General features: G+C 69.7%; 27 protein-coding genes and 1 pseudogene. 12 read left to right on the forward strand and 16 right to left on the reverse strand.

The genetic code is table 11. The features are described from left to right. Positions 1 to 9: 9 nt before the first annotated feature. Positions 10 to 333 (forward strand): histidine triad nucleotide-binding protein, encoded by a 324-nt coding sequence (locus tag TCCBUS3UF1_RS02670; RefSeq protein WP_014514961.1) that lies wholly within the window; start codon positions 10 to 12, stop codon positions 331 to 333. Here TCCBUS3UF1_RS02670 and TCCBUS3UF1_RS02675 read toward each other — a convergent pair. Then, on the reverse strand, positions 314 to 1,075 hold the full coding sequence (locus tag TCCBUS3UF1_RS02675; RefSeq protein ID WP_014514962.1) for a metallophosphoesterase: 762 nt from the start codon (positions 1,073 to 1,075) through the stop codon (positions 314 to 316). The genes TCCBUS3UF1_RS02670 and TCCBUS3UF1_RS02675 overlap by 20 nt on opposite strands. Continuing rightward, the gene (locus TCCBUS3UF1_RS02680) at positions 1,075 to 1,503 is read right to left on the reverse strand and encodes a bifunctional nuclease family protein (RefSeq protein ID WP_014514963.1); all 429 of its coding nucleotides are present in this window, start codon (positions 1,501 to 1,503) and stop codon (positions 1,075 to 1,077) included. Before TCCBUS3UF1_RS02680 ends, TCCBUS3UF1_RS02675 begins: the two co-directional genes overlap by 1 nt. Before the next feature lie 23 nt (positions 1,504 to 1,526). Here TCCBUS3UF1_RS02680 and TCCBUS3UF1_RS02685 point away from each other — a divergent pair, with 23 nt between their 5' ends. After that, positions 1,527 to 2,063, forward strand: a complete 537-nt coding sequence (locus TCCBUS3UF1_RS02685; RefSeq protein WP_155983249.1) for a phosphoribosyltransferase family protein — start codon at positions 1,527 to 1,529, stop codon at positions 2,061 to 2,063. A gap of 9 nt (positions 2,064 to 2,072) precedes the next feature. Next, positions 2,073 to 2,600, forward strand: a complete 528-nt coding sequence (locus tag TCCBUS3UF1_RS02690) for an adenine phosphoribosyltransferase (RefSeq protein ID WP_014514965.1) — start codon at positions 2,073 to 2,075, stop codon at positions 2,598 to 2,600. On the opposite strand, the gene TCCBUS3UF1_RS02695 is transcribed toward TCCBUS3UF1_RS02690, so the two are convergent. Then, a complete protein-coding gene (locus TCCBUS3UF1_RS02695) occupies positions 2,572 to 3,183 on the reverse strand; it encodes an HAD-IA family hydrolase (protein ID WP_014514966.1) in 612 nt (203 codons plus the stop codon). The genes TCCBUS3UF1_RS02690 and TCCBUS3UF1_RS02695 overlap by 29 nt on opposite strands. A 37-nt stretch (positions 3,184 to 3,220) precedes the next feature. Then, positions 3,221 to 3,742 carry a 5-formyltetrahydrofolate cyclo-ligase gene (locus TCCBUS3UF1_RS02700; RefSeq protein WP_014514967.1) on the reverse strand — a complete coding sequence of 174 codons (522 nt, stop codon included), beginning with the start codon at positions 3,740 to 3,742 and terminating at the stop codon, positions 3,221 to 3,223. A gap of 76 nt (positions 3,743 to 3,818) precedes the next feature. Here TCCBUS3UF1_RS02700 and TCCBUS3UF1_RS02705 point away from each other — a divergent pair, with 76 nt between their 5' ends. Continuing rightward, the gene (locus tag TCCBUS3UF1_RS02705) at positions 3,819 to 4,046 is read left to right on the forward strand and encodes an FmdB family transcriptional regulator (RefSeq protein WP_014514968.1); all 228 of its coding nucleotides are present in this window, start codon (positions 3,819 to 3,821) and stop codon (positions 4,044 to 4,046) included. Between the two features lie 53 nt (positions 4,047 to 4,099). After that, positions 4,100 to 5,035, forward strand: a complete 936-nt coding sequence (locus TCCBUS3UF1_RS02710; protein WP_014514969.1) for a prohibitin family protein — start codon at positions 4,100 to 4,102, stop codon at positions 5,033 to 5,035. Here the strand turns inward: TCCBUS3UF1_RS02710 and TCCBUS3UF1_RS02715 are convergent. From TCCBUS3UF1_RS02715 to TCCBUS3UF1_RS02730, 4 genes are read right to left on the reverse strand one after another with little or no spacing between them, the layout of a single operon-like run. Then, complete coding sequence (locus TCCBUS3UF1_RS02715; RefSeq protein WP_014514970.1) at positions 5,032 to 5,481, reverse strand: DUF192 domain-containing protein; 450 nt, start codon at positions 5,479 to 5,481, stop codon at positions 5,032 to 5,034. The two genes, TCCBUS3UF1_RS02710 and TCCBUS3UF1_RS02715, sit on opposite strands and share 4 nt — an antisense overlap. After that, the gene (locus tag TCCBUS3UF1_RS02720) at positions 5,481 to 5,936 is read right to left on the reverse strand and encodes a DUF192 domain-containing protein (RefSeq protein ID WP_014514971.1); all 456 of its coding nucleotides are present in this window, start codon (positions 5,934 to 5,936) and stop codon (positions 5,481 to 5,483) included. Before TCCBUS3UF1_RS02720 ends, TCCBUS3UF1_RS02715 begins: the two co-directional genes overlap by 1 nt. Before the next feature lie 7 nt (positions 5,937 to 5,943). Beyond that, positions 5,944 to 6,549, reverse strand: coding sequence for a dTMP kinase (gene tmk, locus TCCBUS3UF1_RS02725; protein ID WP_014514972.1), 606 nt, complete (start codon positions 6,547 to 6,549; stop codon positions 5,944 to 5,946). Between the two features lie 4 nt (positions 6,550 to 6,553). After that, positions 6,554 to 7,282 carry a Nif3-like dinuclear metal center hexameric protein gene (locus tag TCCBUS3UF1_RS02730; RefSeq protein ID WP_014514973.1) on the reverse strand — a complete coding sequence of 243 codons (729 nt, stop codon included), beginning with the start codon at positions 7,280 to 7,282 and terminating at the stop codon, positions 6,554 to 6,556. A gap of 62 nt (positions 7,283 to 7,344) precedes the next feature. Here TCCBUS3UF1_RS02730 and TCCBUS3UF1_RS02735 point away from each other — a divergent pair, with 62 nt between their 5' ends. Then, entirely contained in the window at positions 7,345 to 9,153 is a 1,809-nt protein-coding gene (locus TCCBUS3UF1_RS02735; RefSeq protein WP_014514974.1) for a S9 family peptidase, read from the forward strand. A gap of 42 nt (positions 9,154 to 9,195) precedes the next feature. Here the strand turns inward: TCCBUS3UF1_RS02735 and TCCBUS3UF1_RS02740 are convergent, their stop codons facing one another. Genes TCCBUS3UF1_RS02740 through TCCBUS3UF1_RS02765 form a run of 6 tightly spaced genes read right to left on the reverse strand, consistent with a single transcriptional unit; the run spans position 9,196 to position 11,431 of the window. Then, a complete protein-coding gene (locus TCCBUS3UF1_RS02740) occupies positions 9,196 to 9,462 on the reverse strand; it encodes a DUF3467 domain-containing protein (RefSeq protein ID WP_014514975.1) in 267 nt (88 codons plus the stop codon). Further along, positions 9,459 to 9,806 (reverse strand): roadblock/LC7 domain-containing protein, encoded by a 348-nt coding sequence (locus TCCBUS3UF1_RS02745; protein ID WP_014514976.1) that lies wholly within the window; start codon positions 9,804 to 9,806, stop codon positions 9,459 to 9,461. Before TCCBUS3UF1_RS02745 ends, TCCBUS3UF1_RS02740 begins: the two co-directional genes overlap by 4 nt. Before the next feature lie 14 nt (positions 9,807 to 9,820). Continuing rightward, positions 9,821 to 10,150 (reverse strand): roadblock/LC7 domain-containing protein, encoded by a 330-nt coding sequence (locus TCCBUS3UF1_RS02750; protein WP_014514977.1) that lies wholly within the window; start codon positions 10,148 to 10,150, stop codon positions 9,821 to 9,823. Continuing rightward, on the reverse strand, positions 10,138 to 10,524 hold the full coding sequence (locus tag TCCBUS3UF1_RS02755) for a hypothetical protein (RefSeq protein WP_014514978.1): 387 nt from the start codon (positions 10,522 to 10,524) through the stop codon (positions 10,138 to 10,140). Before TCCBUS3UF1_RS02755 ends, TCCBUS3UF1_RS02750 begins: the two co-directional genes overlap by 13 nt. Positions 10,525 to 10,527: 3 nt before the next feature. Next, on the reverse strand, positions 10,528 to 11,112 hold the full coding sequence (gene recR / locus TCCBUS3UF1_RS02760) for a recombination mediator RecR (RefSeq protein WP_014514979.1): 585 nt from the start codon (positions 11,110 to 11,112) through the stop codon (positions 10,528 to 10,530). Position 11,113: 1 nt separating this feature from the next. After that, entirely contained in the window at positions 11,114 to 11,431 is a 318-nt protein-coding gene (locus tag TCCBUS3UF1_RS02765) for a YbaB/EbfC family nucleoid-associated protein (protein ID WP_041433704.1), read from the reverse strand. A gap of 30 nt (positions 11,432 to 11,461) precedes the next feature. Here TCCBUS3UF1_RS02765 and hemB point away from each other — a divergent pair, with 30 nt between their 5' ends. Beyond that, positions 11,462 to 12,442 (forward strand): porphobilinogen synthase, encoded by a 981-nt coding sequence (gene hemB, locus TCCBUS3UF1_RS02770; protein ID WP_041433706.1) that lies wholly within the window; start codon positions 11,462 to 11,464, stop codon positions 12,440 to 12,442. Here hemB and TCCBUS3UF1_RS02775 read toward each other — a convergent pair. Both TCCBUS3UF1_RS02775 and TCCBUS3UF1_RS02780 read right to left on the reverse strand, forming a co-directional pair. Further along, positions 12,439 to 13,641 carry an MFS transporter gene (locus TCCBUS3UF1_RS02775; RefSeq protein WP_014514981.1) on the reverse strand — a complete coding sequence of 401 codons (1,203 nt, stop codon included), beginning with the start codon at positions 13,639 to 13,641 and terminating at the stop codon, positions 12,439 to 12,441. The two genes, hemB and TCCBUS3UF1_RS02775, sit on opposite strands and share 4 nt — an antisense overlap. A gap of 42 nt (positions 13,642 to 13,683) precedes the next feature. Next, positions 13,684 to 15,399, reverse strand: coding sequence for a hypothetical protein (locus TCCBUS3UF1_RS02780; protein WP_014514982.1), 1,716 nt, complete (start codon positions 15,397 to 15,399; stop codon positions 13,684 to 13,686). 25 nt (positions 15,400 to 15,424) lie between these two features. Here TCCBUS3UF1_RS02780 and TCCBUS3UF1_RS02785 point away from each other — a divergent pair, with 25 nt between their 5' ends. From TCCBUS3UF1_RS02785 to TCCBUS3UF1_RS02805, 5 genes and pseudogenes are all read left to right on the forward strand, one after another. Next, a complete protein-coding gene (locus TCCBUS3UF1_RS02785; protein WP_014514983.1) occupies positions 15,425 to 16,180 on the forward strand; it encodes a PP2C family serine/threonine-protein phosphatase in 756 nt (251 codons plus the stop codon). Continuing rightward, positions 16,180 to 18,129, forward strand: coding sequence for a protein kinase (locus TCCBUS3UF1_RS02790; RefSeq protein ID WP_014514984.1), 1,950 nt, complete (start codon positions 16,180 to 16,182; stop codon positions 18,127 to 18,129). The genes TCCBUS3UF1_RS02785 and TCCBUS3UF1_RS02790 overlap by 1 nt, the downstream gene beginning before the upstream one ends. Further along, on the forward strand, positions 18,126 to 18,770 hold the full coding sequence (locus TCCBUS3UF1_RS02795; RefSeq protein WP_014514985.1) for a response regulator transcription factor: 645 nt from the start codon (positions 18,126 to 18,128) through the stop codon (positions 18,768 to 18,770). Before TCCBUS3UF1_RS02790 ends, TCCBUS3UF1_RS02795 begins: the two co-directional genes overlap by 4 nt. Continuing rightward, positions 18,745 to 20,050: pseudogene (locus tag TCCBUS3UF1_RS02800) on the forward strand (sensor histidine kinase). Before TCCBUS3UF1_RS02795 ends, TCCBUS3UF1_RS02800 begins: the two are co-directional and overlap by 26 nt. Positions 20,051 to 20,074: 24 nt before the next feature. Further along, positions 20,075 to 20,623: a hypothetical protein gene (locus TCCBUS3UF1_RS02805; RefSeq protein ID WP_014514987.1), complete on the forward strand. Its 549-nt coding sequence runs from the start codon at positions 20,075 to 20,077 to the stop codon at positions 20,621 to 20,623.

The following is a 20,623-nucleotide window of genomic DNA, read 5'->3' on the forward strand; positions in this document are numbered from 1 at the left end:
ACTTTCCCCATGGACTGCGTCTTCTGCCGCATCATCCGGGGGGAGCTTCCCTCCCGCAAGGTCTATGAGGACGAGGGCTTCGTGGCCTTCCACGATATCCGCCCCAAGGCCCCGGTTCACGTCCTGGTGGTCCCCAAGGAGCACGTGGCCAAGCTCTCCGACTACCCCGATACCCCAGAGGGGGAGAAAAAGCTAGGAGCCCTTTTCCGCACCGCCAACCGGGTGGCGCGGGAACTCGGCCTGGAGGGGTACAAGCTCCAGGTGCACGTGGGGGAAAAGGGGGGGCAGGAGGTCTTCCACGTCCACGTGCACGTCATGGGTTCTCCTGCCTAAGGGCAAAGCGGTCCAGAAGGCGGCCTTCCGTATCCAGGGCGTAGCCCACCAGGCTCCTTTCATCCACTTCTAAGAAGAAAGCGTGGTGGGCCACGGCCCAGGCTTGGGCCATGGGCTTGGGGAAGACGGGATAGAGCCGGGCCCCGCCGCCGCCCGTGGTCACGTGCTGGATGCCCTTGGCCAGGATGCGGGCGTAGTGGTGGTCGTGCCCTGCCAGGACCAGCCTCACCCCGTGCCCAAGGAGGAGGGGCTCCAGAAGGGCCCGGAGGCTTGGGCTAGGCCAGCCCATGGAGTAAAGGGGGCGGTGCAGCACCAGGACCTTCCAAGGGGCTTGGGAGGAGGCCAGGGCCTGGGCCAGCCACTCCCGCTGTTCCCGCACCCCGGCCTCGGTGTAGAAGAAGAAAAACTCCCCTGCCCCCAGCCGGACCCGGTAGTAGGGCCTCTCCAGGCGGAAGCGGCGGAGCTGGGCCCCTAGGCTTGGGGCATCGTGGTTGCCGAAAGCAGGGTAAAGGGGGACCGGAGGGAGTTGCCTTAGAAAGCCCTCCACCACCTCCCCCTTGGGGTAGAAGTTGTCCCCGGTGGTGAGGAGGGCCATGAGGGGGCGCTGGGCGTGCTCCTGGCGTAGAAGGGCCGCCACCTGGGCCCGCCCCGGGGTGGAGGAGCCCCAGTCCCCGATCACCCCAAGCCGCTGTGCCCAAGCCCCGGGGAGGAGAAGGCTTAGGAGAAGGGCGAGAAGGCGCATCAGGCTTCGGCGGCTCCGTGGGGCTTGAGGCTGGCCTCCTCCACCCCGGCCTTTTCCACCACCTCCTCGGCCACCAGGATGGGGGCCCCCACCCGTAAGGCCAGGGCCATGGCGTCGGAGGGGCGGGCGTCCACCTCCAGCTCAATCCCCCGGTGCTCCAGGATGAGCCGGGCGTAGAAGGTGCCGTCGTGGAGGTCGGTGATCTCCACCCGTTGCAGCTTGCCTTGGAGCATGTCCATAACGGAGAGGAGGAGGTCTGGGGTCAAGGGACGGGGGGGTTTTTCCCCTTGCAGGGCCACCACGATGTGATGGGCCTCCAAGGGGCCGATGACGATGGGGAGGAGCTTGTCGTTCTCCGTCCTGAGCAGGACCACCACGCTGCCGTTTTGCGGGTCCACGCCCAGGGTTTCTATCTTGGCGCTCAGCATACTTTGAGTATAGACTGGGCGGCGTGAGGACTTACCCTGTGGAAATCGCCGGGGTGCGGCGCGACCTGCCCATCGTGCAGGTGGGCCCGGACGTGGCCGTGGCCCTCCTCAACCTCTTGGGGGATACCGAGCTCACCGAGGCCGCTGCCGAGGCCTTAGCCCAGCGCCTGCCCCCAGAGGTGGAAACCCTGGTTACCCCCGAGGTCAAGGCGGTGCCCTTGGCCCATGCCCTGTCCCGCGTGACCGGCCGGCCCTACGTGGTGGCCCGCAAAACGGAGAAGCCTTACATGATCAACCCCGTGAGCCGCCAGGTCCTCTCCATCACCACGGGCAAGCCCCAGCTCCTGGTCCTGGACGGGGCGGACATCCCCCTGATCCGCGGGCGCAAGGTGGCCATCGTGGACGACGTGGTGTCCACCGGCTCCACCCTTTCCGGGCTTAGGGAGCTCATCGAGAGCGTGGGGGGGCAGGTGGTGGCCGTCCTGGCGGTCTTTACCGAGGGTACCCCCCGCCAGGACGTGATCGCCCTGGGGCACCTGCCCCTTTTTAAGCCGGAGTAGGAGGTCCTTATGGAGACCTATCCCATCAGCATCGGCGGGGTTACCCGGCACGTACCCCTGATCGAGCCCCTGCCGGGACGGCGCATCCCCCTGGTGGAGTTTCTGGGGGATCCCGAGCTGGTCCGGGCGGCGGCCCGGGCCCTTAGGCCCCTGGTCCCCCAGGGGACCGAGGTCCTCTTCACCACGGAGACCAGCCCCATCCCCCTCACCCACGTCCTGGCCGAGGAGATGGGCCTTCCCTACGTGGTGGCCCGCAGGCGGCGCCGTCCCTACATGGAAGACCCCATCATCCAGGAGGTCCAGACCCTGACCCTGGGCGTAGGGGAGGTGCTCTGGCTGGACCGCCGCTTTGCTGAGCGGCTTTTGAACCAGAAGGTAACCCTGATCTCCGACGTGGTCTCCAGCGGGGAGACCATGAAGGCCATGGAGCGCATGGTCCTCCGGGCCGGGGGCAGGGTGGTGGGCCGGCTGGCGGCCTTCCGGCAGGGGGGGCCTTCCCTGGACGTGGTCACGGTGGCGGAACTCCCGGTCCTGTAACCGCGTACACCGCCGCCCGGAGGCCGAGCCTCCGGGCGGTTTCCACATTTTCCGGATCGTCGTCCAAATAGAGGGTTTCTCCCGGGGCCAGGCCAAGCCCTTCCAAGGCGAGGAGGAAGGCCTGGGGGTCCGGCTTGGCCACCCCCAGGGCACAGGAGGCGAAGAAGCCGTCCACATGGGCGTCTAGGCCGTGGTAGGCCAGGCTTTCCCGGAGGCTGGGCAGGGTGTTGGAGAGCACGCCGATCCGGAGTCCCCGCGCCCTAAGGGTCCTTAGGAGGGCCTCGGCCCCGGGGGCCTTGCGGAAAAAGTGGTAGTACCGCAAGGGGAGGAGTTTTCCGGGGGGAACCCCGAGCTCCCGGCTGGCCTCGAGGACCAGCTCCTCCCAGAAGCGGGCCTCCTCCTCCAGGGTCCGCACCCTTAGGCCGCGGACGGCCTCCCCCACCTCCCGCACCGCCCGGGCCAGGACGGCCAGGGTCTTTTCCAGCCCCGCCCCGTACAGGGCAAGTTCCAGGGCCTTTTGGTACAGGGCCTCCTCGTCCATGAGGAGCAGGACCCCGTCCCGGTCCAGTAGGGCTCCCCGCATAGGGGGCAGTGTAGCACCTGGTCGCGCCAGGGAGGGGTTATCCCGCACGCCCTACCCCTTCCTCCGTGGCCAGGTGGGCCACGGGCACGTCCCAGGGGTCCCGGGGGAGCCAAGGCAGGAGGAGGGCTTTGGGCACCACGCCCACGGTTTCCGCCGCCACCGAGGCCAGGAAGCGGTCGTAGTACCCTTGGCCGTGGCCCAGCCGGTAGCCCTCCCGGTCAAAGGCCAGCCCCGGCACCACCACCAGGTCCAAGACCCCAGGGTCCACGGCCTCCGTGGTGGGTTCCCGCAGGCGGAAAGGGCCCGGGGCCAGGGGGCCGAAGGGGTGCACGGTGAGGCCCTGGCCCGCCACCTTGGGCAGGTAGTAATGGGCGGGGTAGAGGGTGCGCAAGAGGAGGAGGTCCAGCTCGTGGGGCAAGGGATGGTAGAGAAGGATGTGGCGGAAGCGCCGGGTCCTGAGCCAGGGCAGGAGGGCGGCCACCACCTTTCGGGAAAGGCCTTCCCGGTCCAGGGTGCGCCAGACCTCCAGGAAGCGGCGCCGCAGGGTGGGCTTGTCCACGGGGGGAGGGTACCACCCGGGGGCCTTGACACTCAACATTTAGGAGTGTCAAAATCCCCCTCTAGGAGGGTAGGGTATGCCGGTCTACGTGTACAAAGGGCTCCAGACAGGCAACTACTACGAGTTTGAGCAGGGCTTTCACGACGAGCCCCTGAAGGCCCACCCCGAGACCGGGGAACCCCTTAAGCGGGTCATCACCCCCCCGGCCATTATCTTTAAGGGCTCGGGTTGGCACGTGAAGGACTACGCCAAGAAGGACACGGGCAAGTCCGAGGGCGGGGAGTCCAAGGGGGACAAGGAGTAAGGCGTGGCCCCGGGCCCCCTGGGGGAACCCCCGGGGGGCCTTATACTTGGGCCATGCTGAACCTGGCGGCGCTGGCCCTCCTTCTCCTGGGGGTGGGGGTCCTTTTCACCCCTAGGCGGCGGCTTGGCCTTCCCCTTCTGGGGCTCGGCCTTCTCCTCCTCCTCCTGGCCAACAGCTTCGTGGTGGTGCCCGCGGGGCACGTGGGGGTGGTGTTCAACATCCTGCGCGGGGTGCAGGAGCGGGCCTTAGGGGAGGGGGTGCACTTTGTGCTCCCTGGCCTACAGCAGGTGATCCTCTACGATGCCCGGGTCCAGGAGGTGACCCTTTCCGCCCCCCACGAGGGGGAACGCCGGGCGGACACCTCCATCCGTGCCCGCTCCAAGGAGGGTCTGGAGATCGGCGTGGACGTGACCGTGCAGTACCGGATCCTCAAGGAGGAGGCCCCCAGGCTGCACCAGGAGGTGGGGCCCGGCTTTTTGGAAACCCTCATCGTGCCCCAGGTGCGCTCCAAGGTGCGGGACGCGGTGGGGCAGTACGGGGCCGCCGAGCTCATCAGCACCCAGCGGGCCGCCTTGGAAACCTCGGTGATCCAGGGCCTCGAGGCCACCTTGCGCCAGTACCACATCGCCCTCATCTCCGTCCTCCTGCGGGAGATCCGCATCCCGGAAACCGTGGCCAAGGTGATCGAGGAGAAACAGACCGCCGAGCAACAGGTGCAGATTGAGATCAACCGCCGCAAACAGGCGGAGATCGCCGCCGAACGCCGGGTCATAGAGGCCAAGGGGGAGCGGGACGCCGCCATCCTGCGGGCCGAGGGGGAGGCCAGGGCCATAGAGCTGCGGGGCCGGGCCTTAAAAAACGCCCCCGAGGTGGTCCAGCTTACCTTTGCCGAGAAGCTCGCCCCCGGGGTGCAGACCGTCTTCGTGCCCAGCACGGGGAACTTCCTCCTGGACCTGCGGGGGCTTTCGGGAGGGCAGCCCGCCCGCTAGGGGAGGACCCGGTCCCCGGGGGCGAGGCGGAGTAGGCCCTCCCGCACCTCCAGGACGCCCCGGTAGGCGGTGCCCGGGGCGTGGGTCTCCCCCGGGGCCAGGCGCACCACCTTGAGGACCCGGCCCTCCCCGTCCAGGAAGGCCACCACCACGGGGAAGCGGTAGCCCTCGGCGCTGAAGGGGGCGTCCGTGGCCTGGGGAAAGAGGTAGAGCAAGGCCTCCAGCGCCTCTTGCCGCACCCCCAGGCCCCGGCTCCAGGCCTCCGGGGTGCGGGCTAGGCGGGCCCTTAGGCTATGGGTTCCCTCCCGGGTTTCCACCACCACCCGCTGGGGGGCGGGCGGGGTCTGGAAGCGGCGGGCCGCGAGGAGGTAGCCCAAAAAGGCGAAGACCGAAAGCAGGATCAGGAGGGCAAAGGCCGCCAGGGGGAAGAGGGGGTTCCGTTCCACTACCGGGGCCAGAGCTTAAGGGCCTCCCCCTCCACCTTGGCCCCGGGGGTGAGGCCGCGCCGTTGGAACCAGCCTCGGTTCACCTCCAGGGCCCCTTGGTACACCACCCCAGGGTAGTAGACGGGGCAGGGGTCGGCCCGGCAGGGTTCCATGTCCAGAATGCGCAAAATGGTCCCCTGGCGGTCAAAGAAGGCGATGGAGAGGGGGATGAGGGTGTTTTTCATCCAGAAGCCGCCCGCGGTGGGGCTGGAGAAGAGGAAGACCATCCCCTCCTCCTCCCCCAGGGCCTTGCGGAACATCAGGCCTTGGGCCTGGCGCTCGGGGGTGTCGGCCACCTCCACCCGCAAGGGGTAGCGCTTTTCCCCCTGGACCACCTGGAGGGTGCTCCGGGGGAAGGTCAGGCCCTGGGCCAGGGCCAGGAGGCCGAGGAGGAGGGCAAAGGCCAGGGGACGCATAGGGCCATTATGGCAGAAGGGGGCGGAGGGCTTCCTGGATGGCCGCCTGCACCTCGGCCACGGGCCGGGTGGCGTCCAGGACCACAAAGCGCTCCGGCTCGGCTCTGGCCAGCCCCAGGTAGCCTTCCCGCACCCGCTGGAAGAAGGCAAGGCCCATCCGTTCCATGCGGTCCTTGTCCTTGAGCCTGGCCAAGGCCTCCTCCGGGGGCAGGTCCAGGAGGAAGGTGCGGCGGGGTTTCAGGCCCAAGGTGGCCTCCTTGGCCACCTCCAAGAGCCAAGGGAGGGGAAGCCCCCGGCCAAAGCCCTGGTAGGCCAGGCTGGAGTCCAGGTAGCGGTCGGAAACCACCCACTCCCCCCCTTCCAGGGCGGGGAGGATGACCTTGCGCACGTGCTCGGCCCGGTCGGCGCTGAAGAGGAGGTACTCGGCCTGGGGGGAGAGCTCCCCTTGCCCCGCCCTAAGGAGGAGGGGCCGTACCCCGGGAAGCCCCCCGCCCGGTTCCCGGGTGAGGCGTACCCGGAGGCCCTGGGCTTCCAGGAAGCGGGCCAGAAGGCTGGCCTGGGTGGACTTGCCCGCCCCGTCCAGGCCCTCCAGGGTGAGGAAGAGGCCCGCCATCCCCCTAAAGCCCCGTGGGGTGGTCCAGGAAGACCCAAGGGAGGCCGAAGCGCGCCTCCAGGTGCCGGGCCAGGGCCTTGACCCCGAAGACCTCGGTGTCGTAGTGGCCGGCGTAGATGACGTTGAGCCCCCGCTCAAAGGTTTCGTGGAAGACGCTATGCTTGGGCTCTCCGGTGATGAAGAGGTCGGCCTCCACCCGGCCCACCAGGCCCGCCGCCCCTCCGGAGACGATCACCACCTCCACCACGGTGTCCGCCCCCCCCTGGTGCACCAGGGGCTGCATGCCCGTGAGCTGGCCCAGCCGGTCCGCCACCTGGACCAGGGGGGTGGGGAAGGGGAAGCGGCCCTTTACGCCCACGTCGTAAGGCTCCAGGTCCCCTAGGCCCAGGGCCCGGGCGAGCTCGTGGTTGTTCCCCACCTCGGGGTGGGCGTCCAGGGGTAGGTGGGCGGCGTAGAGGTTGATCCCACCCCGGAAGAGGAGTTCCAGCCGCCTTTTGTGGTGGCCGGTGATGGGAAAGGGGCGGCCCCAGAAGAGGCCGTGGTGGACCAGGAGGAAGTCCACCCCCTCCTCGAGGGCCTTCTGGAAGATGGCTTCTCCAGCGTCCACCGCCGCCCCCACCTTGGTGACTTCCCCCTTGCCTTCCACCTGTAAGCCGTTCAGGGAGGGGTCCTGGGGGAAGTCCTGGAGGCGGAGGTAGGCGTTCAGGTAGCGCACCAGCGCGTCCCGCTCCATGGGCTCCAGCTTACTACCCTGCCGAGGGCCCCTGAAGAATGACCGGTCAGTATCATGGGGTCATGGGACCCGAAGTCCTCCTAAAGGTGCGCTTTCTCTCCGACCTCACGGAAGGCCCCGAGGGCCTGCCCCTTTTCCTCCTCACCGAGATCCAGGAGGGGGAGCCGCCCAAGTACCTTTCCCGCCTGGCCCTCTTTGACGGCGCCTTGCGCTTCCTCACCCAGGAGGAGGCCAGGAAGCCCCGCTACGCCCACCCCTACGTCTACTTCCTGCGCCGGGTGGGGGAGGTCCAGGAGCTTTTCCGTCTGGACCTTCGGGGGGGAGAGGCGGAGCGGCTTACGCAGACCGCCGGGGTGTTGGACTACGCCCTAGGGCCAGAGGGCCAGGTGGCCTTTTTGGCCCTGAAGGAAGCCCCCAAACCGGGGCTTCCCCGGACCTTTTCCGGCTGGCCCTTCAAGCTGGATGGCCGGGGCCTCCTCCCCGAAGGCCAGGTGGCCCTCTACCTCCTGCACGGGGGGGAGGTGCGCCTCCTTTTGGACCGCTACCCTGCCCCCAAGGAGATGGTCTTCGCCCCCGAGGGCCTGTACCTGGTCATGCCCGAGGATCCCCAGGCCCAGGCGGGGTGGCGGGACACCCTGTACCGGCTTAGGGAGGGGGGGTTGGAGAAGGTCTGGGGGGGCGTGGGCCCCATCTTTGCCCTGGAGTGGAGCCCGGAAGGGCTTTTCTTCCTGGGCCACGCCTTTGAGCGGGGCGGGGGGACCGAGGCCAGGCTCTACCACCTGCGGGATGGGGGGGTCCGGGTTCTCCTGGAGGGGAGCCTGCAGAACTCGGTGAACGCCGACCTGCGCTTCGGGGCCCATTTCCAGGGGCCCAAGTGGACGGAGGAAGGGGTGTACCTGGTGCGCACCGAAGGGGGAGAGGGGAGGCTCTACCGGGTGGGCCTGGACGGCCAGGCGGAGGCCCTTTCGGCTTCGGGGAGCGTCCTGGCCTTTGCCCGCACCCCCAAGGGCCTTTTCCTCCTCACCGAGGACTTTACCCGTCCAGCTCGCCTCGAGGGCCCCCTGGGGGTTTACGACCCCAACGAGGGCCTCTCCTTGCCCCTGGCGGAGCCCCAGGCCACGGCCTGGCAGAGCCCTGAGGGGCATAGGGTGCCGGGCTGGGTCCTGCTGCCCGAGGGGGAAGGCCCCCACCCCGTCATCCTCTACATCCATGGGGGGCCCCACACCGCCTTTGGCCGGGCCCCCATGCTGGAGTTCGCCCTCTACCGCCAGGCGGGGTACGCGGTGGCCTTCGCCAACCCTCGAGGCTCCACCGGTTACGGCCAGGACTTTGCCCTTCTGGAAGGGGCCTGGGGGGAGCGGGACGAGCGGGACCTCCTGGGCTTCCTGGACCACGTCCTGGCCCACTTTCCCCTGGACCCCGAGCGGGTGGGGGTGGCCGGGGGGAGCTACGGGGGGTACATGACCAACTGGCTCACCGCCCGCCACCCCGGGCGCTTCAAGGCGGCGGTCACCGACCGGAGCATCTGCAACTGGCTCAGCTTCTTTGGGGCCAGCGACATCGGGCCCCGCTTCACCTACCTGGAGCTCTTCGCCAAACCCTGGGAGCGGCCCGAGGTCCTGTGGGAGAAAAGCCCCCTGCGCTACGTGCACCAGGTGCGCACCCCCACCTTGGTGGTCCACGCCGAAGGGGACCACCGCTGCCCCATGGACCAGGGGGAGACCTGGTACACCGCCCTTTGGCACCTGGGGGTCAAGACCCGCTTCCTGCGGGTTCCCGAGGAGGGGCATGAGCTTTCCCGCTCGGGCCGCCCCGATCGGCGCCTGGCCCGGCTGAGGGCGTACCTGGACTGGTGGCGGGAAAACCTCTAGGGCTTGCCCCCCTGCCCTAGGGCAGGGGGGCTTTTCCTCGGCCTAAGCTTGTCCCTCGGCCACGGGCTCGGGGATGGGGCCGAAGGTCTCCTCGTAGCGGGCCACGTTCTCCGCTAGGCTGCGCAGGAGGGCCTTGGCGTGCTGGGGGCTGGTGATGACCCGGCTCACCACCATGGCCCCTCCCTGGGGCTGGAGGAGGGCAAAATCCAGGATGAACTCGTTCTTGGTGTGGGCGATGAGGGCCAGGTTGGTGTAGCGGCCCAGGGCGGTATCCTTGTCGATCTGGATGTCCAGTTTCATCTCGGTCATGCCAACGCCTCCTCTATCTTGGGCAACGCCTTCTTCAGGGCCAGCCGCACCCGGCCCAGGCTTTTCACCCCGTCCAGAAAGAGGAGGAGGTGGTGGCCGGATAGGGGCACCAAGAGGAGCGCGCCCTCCGGGTACTCTACCATGATCTCCTCCACCGCCTCCTGGTTCAGGCTCTGGGCCAGGGCCTTGGCCGTGCCCAGGACCGTGGCCGCCCGGGCGGAGAGGAGGGTGGCCTCGGGGGCCCCTTCCTCCCGGACCTCCTCCACCACAAACCCTTCCTCGCTGAGGAGGGCCACCGCCCGTACCCCCCGGGTTTCCTTCAGCTCCTTCAGGATCTCGTCCACCGTGCCTCCTCCCGTTACAGGTTCTGGATCTTCAGGGCAATGCGGGAGAGCTCCTGGCCCACGGCCTTGCGGTCCATACCCCGCTCCAGGACCGCTCCCAGAAGGTACTCCCCCACCTTGAGGGCCAGGAGCTCCTGCTGCTCGGTGGCCAAGGTGAAGCGCCGTACCTCCCCGGAGAGGGCCTCCGCCAAGGGGGTAAGGTGCCGCACCACGGAGGCCAGCTCCGCGGCCAGGACCTCGGCCGGGGGGGATCCACGGCCCAACGCCTCGATGACCAGGCCGTCCAAACCGGTAAGCACCGCCCGGCGCACCCCGAGGGCGGCCAGGCTTTCTAGGTAAGCCATCCCGTCACCTCCGCCAAGCGCTCGGCCACCTGGGTCGCCTGCAGGCGGGCCTGGCCCAGGTTGGCCTCAGGCCCCATGAGGACCAGGAGGAAGAGGCTTTCCTGGGGGGTAAGGCCTGGGGTTGCCCGCGCCATCCGGGCATAGCCTACCACGGGGTGGCCCACCACCAGGAGTTCCTGGATCTGGGGGGAACCCAGGGCGCCGGCGTAGGCCCGCCCTGCCTGGCGTAGGAGGGCGGCGTGCTCGGCGATGGCTGCCTCGAGGTCCACCCGCCGCCGCCGCACCCCTTCCACCAGCAACCCGTCCAGGGTACCCAGGGCGGCGGCGAAGCTCCCCTCCACCCGGTCCAGAAGGCTTTGCAGGAGTTCTTCCATGGATTAGATGGGTTTGCGCCCCTCCAGGGCCCGGCCCAGGGTGACCTCGTCCACGTACTCCAGGCTTCCCCCCACGGGAAGGCCGTAGGCCAGCCGGGTGGCCTTCACCCCCCGGCGCTTCAGCTCCTCCGCCAGGTACAAGGCGGTGGCCTCGCCTTCCACGGTCATGGAGGTGGCCAGCACCACCTCCCTCACCCCGGCCAGCCTCGGCCAGAGGCTTTCCAGGTTGAGTTCCCGGGGCCCCACCCCCTCCAGGGGGTTCAGGGCCCCCCCCAGGACATGGTAGACCCCGGGGAACTCCCCGCTCCGCTCCAGGGCGAAGAGGTCGGCCACGCTCTCCACCACCGCCAAGAGGCCGCGGTCCCGGCCCTCGTCCTGGCAGATGGGGCAAAGCTCCCCCTCGGCCAGGTTGCCGCAGACCCGGCAGAGGCCCAAGGCTTCCAGGCCCGCCAAGGCCTCCCTTAGCTCCCCCGCCTCCTCCCGGTGGAAGGCCAGGTGCAAGGAGAGCTTCTGCGCCGTCTTGGGGCCGATCCCTGGCAGGCGGGAGAGGGCCCGGGCCAGCTTGAGGAGGCGCTCAGGGTAGCGCATCCTAGAAGAGCTTGCCCAGCATCTGCCCCACGCCGCCCAGCTCCCGGCTCATCTCCTTCTCCGAGAGCTCGTGGGCCTTCTTCTGGGCATCCTGGATGGCCACCAAAAGGAGGTCTTCCAGGCCCTCCAGGTCGTCCCGGAAGGCCTCGAGGACCTCGGGCTTCAGGCGCACGGCCAGGATCTTCCCGTGGCCGTTGGCCTCCACCTCCACCAGACCCTGGGCGGTGCCCACCACGGTCAGGGTTTCCAGGCGCTCCTGGATCTCCGCCGCCTTCTTCTGTGCTTTCTGGGCCTCCTTCAAGAGCTTCTGCAGGTTCATGCTCCCTCCCCCATGAGTATAGTGGAAGCCATGGAGCGCCCAAGAAGGCTTCGTTCCCCCCTCTTGCGCCGCCTGGTGGCCGAGGTGGACCTCTCCCCCCGCCACCTCATCCTCCCCCTCTTCGTCAAGGAAGGGGGGGAGCCGGAGGAGGTGGCCTCCATGCCGGGGGTCTTCCGCCATCCCCTTTCCCGCCTGCCCCAGGTGGGGGAGGCGGCCTTGGAAGCCGGTCTGGGCGGGGTGATCCTCTTTGGCGTCCTGCCCGAGGAGGCCAAGGACCCCTGGGGCCAGGGGGCCTACGCGGAGGAGGGGGTGGTCCAGCGGGCCATCCGCCTCCTCAAGGAGGCCTTCCCCGAGCTTTTGGTCCTGGCCGACACCTGCCTCTGCGAGTACACGGACCACGGCCACTGCGGGGTGGTGCGCCAGGGGCCCCTGGGGTTTTACGTGGACAACGACGCCACCTTGGACCTCCTGGCCAAGACCGCCCTTTCCCAGGCCCAGGCGGGGGCGGACGTGGTGGCCCCCAGCGCCATGATGGACGGCCAGGTGCAGGCCATCCGCCAGGCCCTGGACCAAGGCGGTTTCCCCCACGTGCCCATCCTGTCCTACGCGGTGAAGTACGCCTCCGCCTTCTACGGCCCCTTCCGCGAGGCGGCGGCCAGCGCCCCCCAGTTCGGGGACCGTTCCGGTTACCAGATGGATCCCCGGGCGGGCCTGTGGGATGCCCTGCGGGAGGCCCGGCTGGATGACCTCGAGGGGGCCGACCTCCTCATGGTCAAGCCCGCCCTTCCCTACCTGGACGTGCTCCACGCCCTGAGGGAGCGCTTCGCCAAGCCCCTTTTCGCCTACCAGGTCTCGGGGGAGTACGCCATGCTCAAGGCGGCGGCCCTAAGGGGCTGGCTGGAGGAAAGGCGGGCGGTGCTGGAAAGCCTTTATGCCCTTAGGCGGGCCGGGGCCCAGGGGATCCTCACCTACTACGCCCTGGAAGCAGCCCGCTGGCTCAAGGAAGGCTAGCCTGCGGTCTGGCGGCCATCCTGGGGTGCGGGGATGCCCCCGGTGAGCAGGGTGTAAAGGGCCGCCAGGCTTACCATGCCCCCGGCCAACAGGAAGACCATGGGGGCTCCCATGGGCCCTTCCAAGGCCCCGCCCAGCATGGTGCCGATGAGGACCGCGGCGTTCATCACCGCGCCGAAGGCGGCGAAGATCCGCCCGCGCATCTCCTGGGGGGTGTTGAGCTGCAGGATGGAGCGGGCGGGGACGATGAAGGTCATGTTGAGGAACCCACCCAGGAAAAAGGCCACCAGGACCCAGGCGAAGGTGGGGAAGAGGCCCACCGAAGCCTCAAAGAGCCCAAAGAGGAGGAGGCCATAGAGGAAAAGCTTTTCCCGGGGCAGGCGGGCCAGGAGCCGGGGCATGGCCAGCCCCCCCAGGATGGCCCCCAGGGCCAAGGCCGCCTCCATGAAGCCAAACCCGGCCGAGCCCACCCCCAGCCACTTGATGGCCAGCACCACCCCCAAGGCGGTTTCCACCGAGCCGAAGGCGGCGGCGGCGAAGAGGGTGCCCACGGTCCGGCGGATGGCCGGGTGGCGGCGGAGGTGGCCCAGGCCTTCCTTCACCCGGGCGAAGAAGCCGGCCTTGGGGATATGGTCGGGCTTCAGGGGAGGAAGCCCCATAAGGATGAGCCCCGAGGCCAGGTACGTGATGGCGTCCAGGTAGAAGGCAAAGGCCGGCCCCACCGCGGCCACCAGTACCCCGGCTGCCCCCACGAAGAGCACCTCGGAGAGCCGGTCGGCCAGGAGGATCAGGCTGTTGGCCTCGTCCACCTCCTCCTTGGGGACCAGGTCGGGTACCACCGCGTTCTGGATGGGGTCGTGCAGGTCACGAAGGAGCTCGATGAGGAAGACCAGGAGGAGGAGGGCCGGCAGGCTCTTGGCCCCCAGGAGGGGGATGAGGGCCACCAGGGGGGCCCGCAGCAGGTCGGACCAGACCAGGAGGGCCTTCCGGTCCTGGGTGTCGGCCCAGGCGGAGAGCAGGGGGGAGAAGACCACCGTTCCCAGGAGCTGCACCCCCAGGACCAAGGACACCCAAAGGGCGTTTTCCGTGAGCAGGTAGACCAGGACCAGGAGGGCCACCCGGTGGATCTTGCTTCCCGCCTGGGAAACCAAGTAGGAAAGGATCAGCCGGGCAAAGGCGGGGTGCCGCAAAGCCTTCATAAAACCCCTTTCCCGGGGATTATACCAAGGAGTGGGGTTTGGTCAAGGGTTTCCAACTACCAAGTAGGCCAGGCGCTGCCCTTCCCGGGCCAGGACCACCGCCCCTCCCGGCAGGCGGTAGACCAATAGGTCCCTAAGCCGCCGGGGCACCTCCCCCGCCTGGCCCACGTACACCGCGTCCTCCCGCAGCCTCACCGACAGGATGGTCTGCCCCACCCTGAGGCCCGCGGGCTCGGGGGTGAGGGGGAGGAAGTGGACCTCGCCCCCCAGGGTCTCCCGGGTGGGGGGGCGGCGGCCCAGATACTCCCTTAGGGTCTCGGCCAGTACCTTGGCCTCTTCCCCGTGCCCCAGGGCCTGGCCCACCTCCTGGAGCAGGGGGGCGGGGTCGGTGGGCCCCAGGCGTTTCAAGGTAAGCTCCAGCCCTTTGCGGGCGAAGTCTTGCAGGGCCTCCTCCGGGGCTTGGCGGTACTTCTCCGCCAGGGCGGGGCCGAAGGCCTCCCGCTGGAATTCCCCCTTGAGCCGGGCGGAAAGGGCGCGGAGGAGGCGCAGGTAGGCGTACGCCCCCTGGGGGGAGAGAAGGAGGGCGAGGACCCGGCCTTCGGCCAGGAGCTCGTAGAGCCTCAGGCCGCTGCGGGCTTCCAGGCGCAGGTGCAAAAGGTCCCCCTCGCGCACCGCCCAGACCTCGAGGTCCTCCCAGGGGATTGCCAGGCTGTCCTCCAGGGCGTGGTCCTCCCCCGCTAGGCCCAGGTGCCAGGTTCCTTCCACCTGGCTTAGGGTCAGGGTCAGGGGCCCCAAGACCACCCGCCCCGGGCTTAGGCGCAGGGTGAGGAGGCCTTCCTCGCCTTGGCCGGGCTCAGGCACCTTGGGCCAGGGGGTTTCCCCTTGGGGGACGGGGAGGAGGTTGAGGAGGGCCAAGAGCTTTTCCGCCGCCACGCGGAAGCGGCCCCGTTCCTCCTCCAAAAGGAGCTCCCGCCGCCTTTCCTCCCGGGCCTCCTGCCGCAGGCGCTCCTCCAGGCGGGCGATCTCCTGGGCGCTGGCCCCAAGCCGCTTGGCCTCCTCCAGGGCCCGCTTCAGGGCCAAAAGGTCTTTCCTTGGTGGCAGGCCGTAGGCTTCTTCCCACTCCAGGAGGCGGTTGAGGAAGCGGCGCACGTAGGCCCGGGTTTCCTCCGGGGGCAGGGGGAGGTCCTGGGGAAGGTGGAGGGCGGTTTCCAGAAACTCCAGGAGGAGGCGGCTGGCCACCTCGGGGTCCTCGAGGTCCAGGAGGCTGTCGGAAAGGGAAGGGATGGGGAAGCGGGGGCTGAAGCGGGAGAGGTTGAAGTCCCGCTTGAAACCTTCCTGTTCCCGGTAGTGCAGGTAGTTTTGCAAAAAGGCGTAAAGGAGCCTCAGCTCCTCCCGCCGCCCCGCGAGGAGCTCCCGGGCCCGCACCTTGGCCTCCCGGCCGGCCATGAGCCGCCAGACCTTCAGGGCTAAGGCCTTGGGGCCTTCCTCCCCGTGGGAGGGGGGGTGGGCCTCGGCTTCCTCCGGTATCCAGGTGGGCAGGTCCAGGGGGGCTGGGGTCCCCTCCTGGGGGCGGCGTAGGGCGCGGAAGCGGGCGTCGGCCTGGCGGAAGCGCTTGGCCAAGGGGCCGGGCAGGCGGGCCTGGGCCAGGAGGGCGCGGAGTTCCAACAGGGCCCGCTTTCCCCCCTTGGGGGTACGGCCGGCCACCAGGTCCTCCACCCGGTACTCGTAGAGGTCCACCAGGTCGGAGAGGCGCTCCACGCCCCCATCCTATACAATGGAGCCGATGCGCCTCGCCCCTCGCTTCAGCGTGGCCGCCGTTTCCCACGTGGGCCGCCGCCAGAACAACGAGGACTTCCACCGGGTGCTCCGCCTGGAGGTGCCCCAGGGCCACCTTTTGCTTTTGGCCGTGGCCGACGGCATGGGGGGGATGGAGGCGGGGGAGTGGGCCAGCAAGGTGGCCATAGAAGCCCTTTCCGAAGCGGCCCGGGCCTACGCCGAGCACCTTAAGGGGGGCCGGCCCGCGGTGGGCCTATCCCGGGTGATGGAGAAGGCCTTCGCCCTGGCCCAACGGCGGGTGGAGAAGGAGGCGGAAAAGCCCGGGCGCAAGGGGATGGGCACCACCCTTACCGCCTTTTTGTACGCCGACTGGCTCAAGGAGGGGGTGGTGGGGCATATCGGCGACTCCCGGGCCTACCACCTGACCCCTAGGGGGCTGGTGCGCCTCACCGAGGACCACTCCTGGGTGGCGGAGCGGGTTAAGGAGGGGGTCCTGACCCCCACCGAGGCCGAGCGCCACCCCTACCGGAACGTCCTGACCCGGGCCCTGGGCTTGCCCGAGGCCCGCTATGACCTCAAGGGGGTGCACCTGGCCCCGGGCGAGGGGGTGCTTCTGGTAACCGATGGGCTTTACGGCCTGGTGCCTGAGGTGGAGTGGCAGCTGGGCAAGGACCTCCAGGCCTCCTTGGAGGCCCTGGTGTCCGAGGCCTTGCGCCGGGGCGGGGACGACAACGTCACCGCCGTGGCCCTGAGGGTGGGGTGATGGCCTTCCTCCTGGCGTTTCTCTTGGTCCTGCTGACCGCGGCCCTGGCCTCGAGGCTTTCCCCCTGGCCCCTTTTCTTCCTCCTCGCCCTCCTCGCCGGGGCGGCCTGGGCCACGGGGGTGCGGGCCGAGGCCCTCCTGCCTTGGCTCCTCCTGGCCCTGGGCAGCATGGCTGCCCCTAGGGTCTACCTGGCCCCCCGGCGCCGGGCCCGCCGGGCCCCCCGTCAAGGGCGGCCCACCCGGGTCAAGACCACGGAGGAGGCCCAGGCCCTGGCCCAGCGCTACGAGGTCCTGGAGAAGGTGGGGGTGGGGGGGATGGCCACGGTCTACAAGGCCAAGGACCGGAAGACGGGCCGGGTGGTGGCCCTCAAGGTGCCCCAGGAGCGCTTCGTGGGCGACCCCCGCTTCGTGCGCCGCTTCCACCGGGAGGCCGAGGTCCTCTCCAAGATGGACCACCCCAACATCGTCAAGGTGTTTGACCACGGCCAGGTGGACGGGGTCCACTTCATCGCCATGGAGTACCTGGACGGGGAGGGGTTGGACAGGCTCATTGAGGAACGCCGCCTCAACCTGAGGCAGGCGGCGGCCATCCTGGCCCGGGTGGCGGACGCCCTCAAGCACATCCACGCCCAGGGCATCGTCCACCGGGACATCAAGCCGGGGAACATCATGGTCCTCAAGGGGGCCCTGAAGGAGGACGGGGTGGACCCCCGGGGGGTGCGCCTCATGGACTTCGGCATCGCCGCCGGCAAGGTCCTGACCCGCCTCACCATCACCGGGGCCCGGATCGGGACCCCGGTCTACATGAGCCCGGAGCAGGCCAAGGGGCAGAAGCTGGACCACCGCTCGGACATCTACTCCCTGGGCATCGTCCTCTACGAGGCCCTTACCGGACAGCCCCCCTTCACCGGGGGGTACGAGACCGTGATCCACCAGCAGATCTTCCAGGTCCCCACCCCTCCCAAGCAGCTCAAGCCCGAGATCCCCCAGGCCCTGTCCGACCTGGTCCTGAGGATGCTGGAAAAGGACCCGGCCAAGCGCCCCACCCTAGACGAGGTCATCCAGGGGCTTTCCGGATCCTGGGAGGAGGAAAAGGGGCTGCCCCAGCCCTACTACCTCCTTCTGGGCGTGGAGGCCAAACGGGGGGTGGTGCGCCTTTTGGACGTCCAGGGGACGGCGGCCAGGCTCCTTTCCGGCATCGGTTCCGCCCCGGGCCACTTCCCCGCCCCTCCCTTGGCCGTGGCCGCCGACCCCGAGGGGGGGATCTGGGTTTCCGTCTTTGAGCACGGGGCCAAGCTGCTCCACCGCTTCTCCCCCGAGGGGGAGCTGCTCCTCTCCGCGGGGCCCTACGGGATGAAGCCTGGGGAGTTCCTCTTCCCCGTGGCCCTGGCGGTGGCGGACGGAAGCCTTTTCGTCCTGGACGGGGAGACCGCCACCATCAGCCGCCTGGACCTGAAGGGGCAGTACCTGGGGCGGTTTGGGGGCCAGGGCCTGGGGCGGGGCAGCTTCCAGGACCCCAAGGCCCTGGTGGTGGCCGGGGAGTACCTTCTGGTCCTGGACTACGGCAACCGTCAGGTGCAGCGCCTTACCTTGGAGGGCCGCTACCTTTCCCGCTATGCCTTCCGCCGCTCCAAGGAGAGCGAGGAGCTGCGGCTCCTCGGGGGGGTGGGGGCGGGGGAAGGGCGGATCTACCTCTACGACGTGGAGGCGGCCAAGGTGCGGGCGGTGGACCCCTCGGGGGCCCTCCTGGCCTCCTACGCCCTCCCCCTTTTGGAGGGGGAGGACCGGATGAGCCTGGTGGAGCTTCTGCCCTGGGACGGGGTGCTCTACGCCGCCCGGCGGGGTAGCAGCCGCGTGCACCGCATCGACCTCAGGACGGGGGAGGCCTTGCCCCCTCTGGAGGTCTACGCCCCGGTGCGCGCCCTGGCCCTGTGGAAGAACCCCCTATGAGGGTCTTGCTGGTGGAGGACGACCCCGGGGTCAGGGAGGCCCTGGAGCTGGGCCTGGCCCTGGAGGGGCACGAGGTGCGGAGCGCCTCCCGCCCCAAGGAAGCCTTGGCCCACCTTCCCTGGGCCGAGGCGGTGGTGCTGGACGTGCTCCTGCCCGAGGGGGATGGGTTTAGCCTCCTCAAGGAGATCCGGGCCCGCTCCGAGGTGCCCGTGCTCATGCTCACCGCCTTGGATGCCGTGGAGTGGCGGGTCAAGGGGCTTAGGGAGGGGGCGGACGACTACCTGGTGAAGCCCTACAGCCTGCAGGAGCTCCTGGCCCGCCTCGAGGCCCTCCGCCGCCGGGTGCGGCGGGGGGAGGAGGTCTTGGCCTACGGGGACCTCCGCCTCTACCCCAGGCGGATGGAGGCCTACCGGGGGGAGAGGCGGCTTGCCCTGGGCCCCAAGGCCTTCCTCCTCCTCAAGGCCTTCCTGGAGGCTCCGGAGGAGGTGCTCTCCAAGGAGGCCCTGATGCTCCGGGTCTGGGGGGAGCCGGTGGAGCCCGCCACCTTGGAGGTCCACCTCTCCGCCCTGCGCAAGGCCCTGGGGGAGCCCAACCCCATCCAGACGGTGCGCGGGTATGGCTACCGCCTTTTCCTCCCTTAGGGGAAGGCTCTTTGCCCTCCTCTTCCTGGCCCTTCTCCTCCTGGCCCTGCCCTTGGCCTTCCTCTCCGCCCGGGAGGCCGGGCGGGCGGCCAGCGAGGACCTGCGCCGGGCCCTTTACACCCGGCTCTACCTCCTGCGGGAAGAGGGGCCCAGGGAGGCGGAGGCCCTTCTTCTGGAACTTTTCCGCCTGGCCCAGGTCTACGGGGGTGGGACGGGGTTTGTGGTCCGGGGGGAGGGGGTGGCCTTCACCGAGGAGCCGCCCCCGCCCCTTCCCCCAGGGTTGCGGGAGGCCCTGGCGGCGGGCCGGGCCTACCAGGGGGTCTGGCAGGGGGCGTTGTACGTGGCCCTGCCGGGGGAGGGGGGAGGGTTTGGCCTGGCGGTCCCCCTGGAGGGGGCGGCGGGGCTGGGGCGGCGCCTCCTCCTCCTCTACGCCACCTGGGGCGGGGGGGTGTTCCTCCTGGTCTTCCTCCTGGCGGCCTTGGGCTTCGCCTGGGCCTTGCGCCCCCTTTCCGCCCTGGCCCGGTCCTTGGCTGCCCGCTCCCCCCAGGACCTGAGCCCCCTGCCCGAGCCAGGGGTGGCGGAGCTAAAGCCCGTGGTGGAAGCCCTCAACGGCCTCCTGGCCCGGGTGGAGGGGCTTTTGGGGGAACTGGGGGAAAAGGAAGCGGCGGCCCGCCGCTTCGCCCGCCACGCCTCCCACGAGCTCCGCACCCCCCTCACCGCCCTGAAGGGCTACCTAGAGGTGCTCCGCCGGGCCCCGGAGCCCAGGGCCCTGGAGGGGGCCTGGCGCCAGGCCGAGCGGATGGAGCGCCTTCTCCAGGGCCTCCTCCGCCTCTCCCGCCTCGAGGCCGCCCACCTTCGCCCAGAGCCCCTGGACCTGCGGGCGTTTTTGGCGGAGCGGGGGGTGGCCGTGGAGGGGGAAGGGGTGGTCCTGGCCGACCCCGAGCTCCTGGCCCTGGCGGTGGAGAACGTGCTGGAGAACGCCCGCCGCCACGGGGGCCCCCCGGTGCGGGCCCAGCTCCTTCCCCAAGGGGAGGGGGTTTGGCTATGGCTGGTGGACTCGGGCCCGGGCTTCCCCCAAGACCTCCTCCCCCGGGCCCTGGAGCCCTTCGTCCACGGGGGGGGAGGGGACGGGGCTGGGTCTGGCCCTGGTGGCGGCGGTGGCCCGGGCCCACGGGGGAAGGGCGGCGGTGGCCAACCGGGCGGGGGCGGCGGTGGGCCTTTACCTGCCTTTGGCTTCCCTTAAGCTTTCCCCCGGTGCGCCCTTTGGCGGGGAGGGCTAGCCTCCCCTTTGGGAGGTGAAGGCGATGAAGCGAACCCTTTTCGGACTCCTCCTTCTGGCGGCGGGCCTTTCCCTGGCCCAGGGGACGGACTACCGGCAGGCGGCCCTGGCGGCCCATGCCCTGGCCCGGTTGCAGGCGGTGGCCCAGGCGGCCCAAGGGGAGGAAAAGCTCCTCAAGTGGGCCCAGGAGGTAAAGGCCCGGGCGGAGCGGGACTACGAGGCCAAGGCCTACTTCAAGGCGGCCCGGGAGGCCCAGGCCGCCCTCCTCCTCTTCCGCGCGGCCCGAGGGCAGGCGGCGCCCACGCCCCCCGCTTCCCACCGGGGGTGGGACCACCGGAGGTGGGACCGGGGCCCGGGCTTCGGCCCTAGGCCTGGCCTCGAGGCCCGCCTGGCCCAGCGGGCCCCCGGGGCGGTGGAGCGGGCGGAAAAGGAGCTGGCCTACTACCGGGGGCAGGATCCCCTGGTCAAGGACCTGATCGCCGAGGCCAAGGGCAGGCTGGCCAAGGAACCGGGCCGGGCCCTCCTCCTGGCCCAGGCGGCCTTGGCCCTGATCTCCGCCGAACGGGGGTTCTAG

The organism is Thermus sp. CCB_US3_UF1 (assembly GCF_000236585.1).
Lineage (GTDB): Bacteria > Deinococcota > Deinococci > Deinococcales > Thermaceae > Thermus.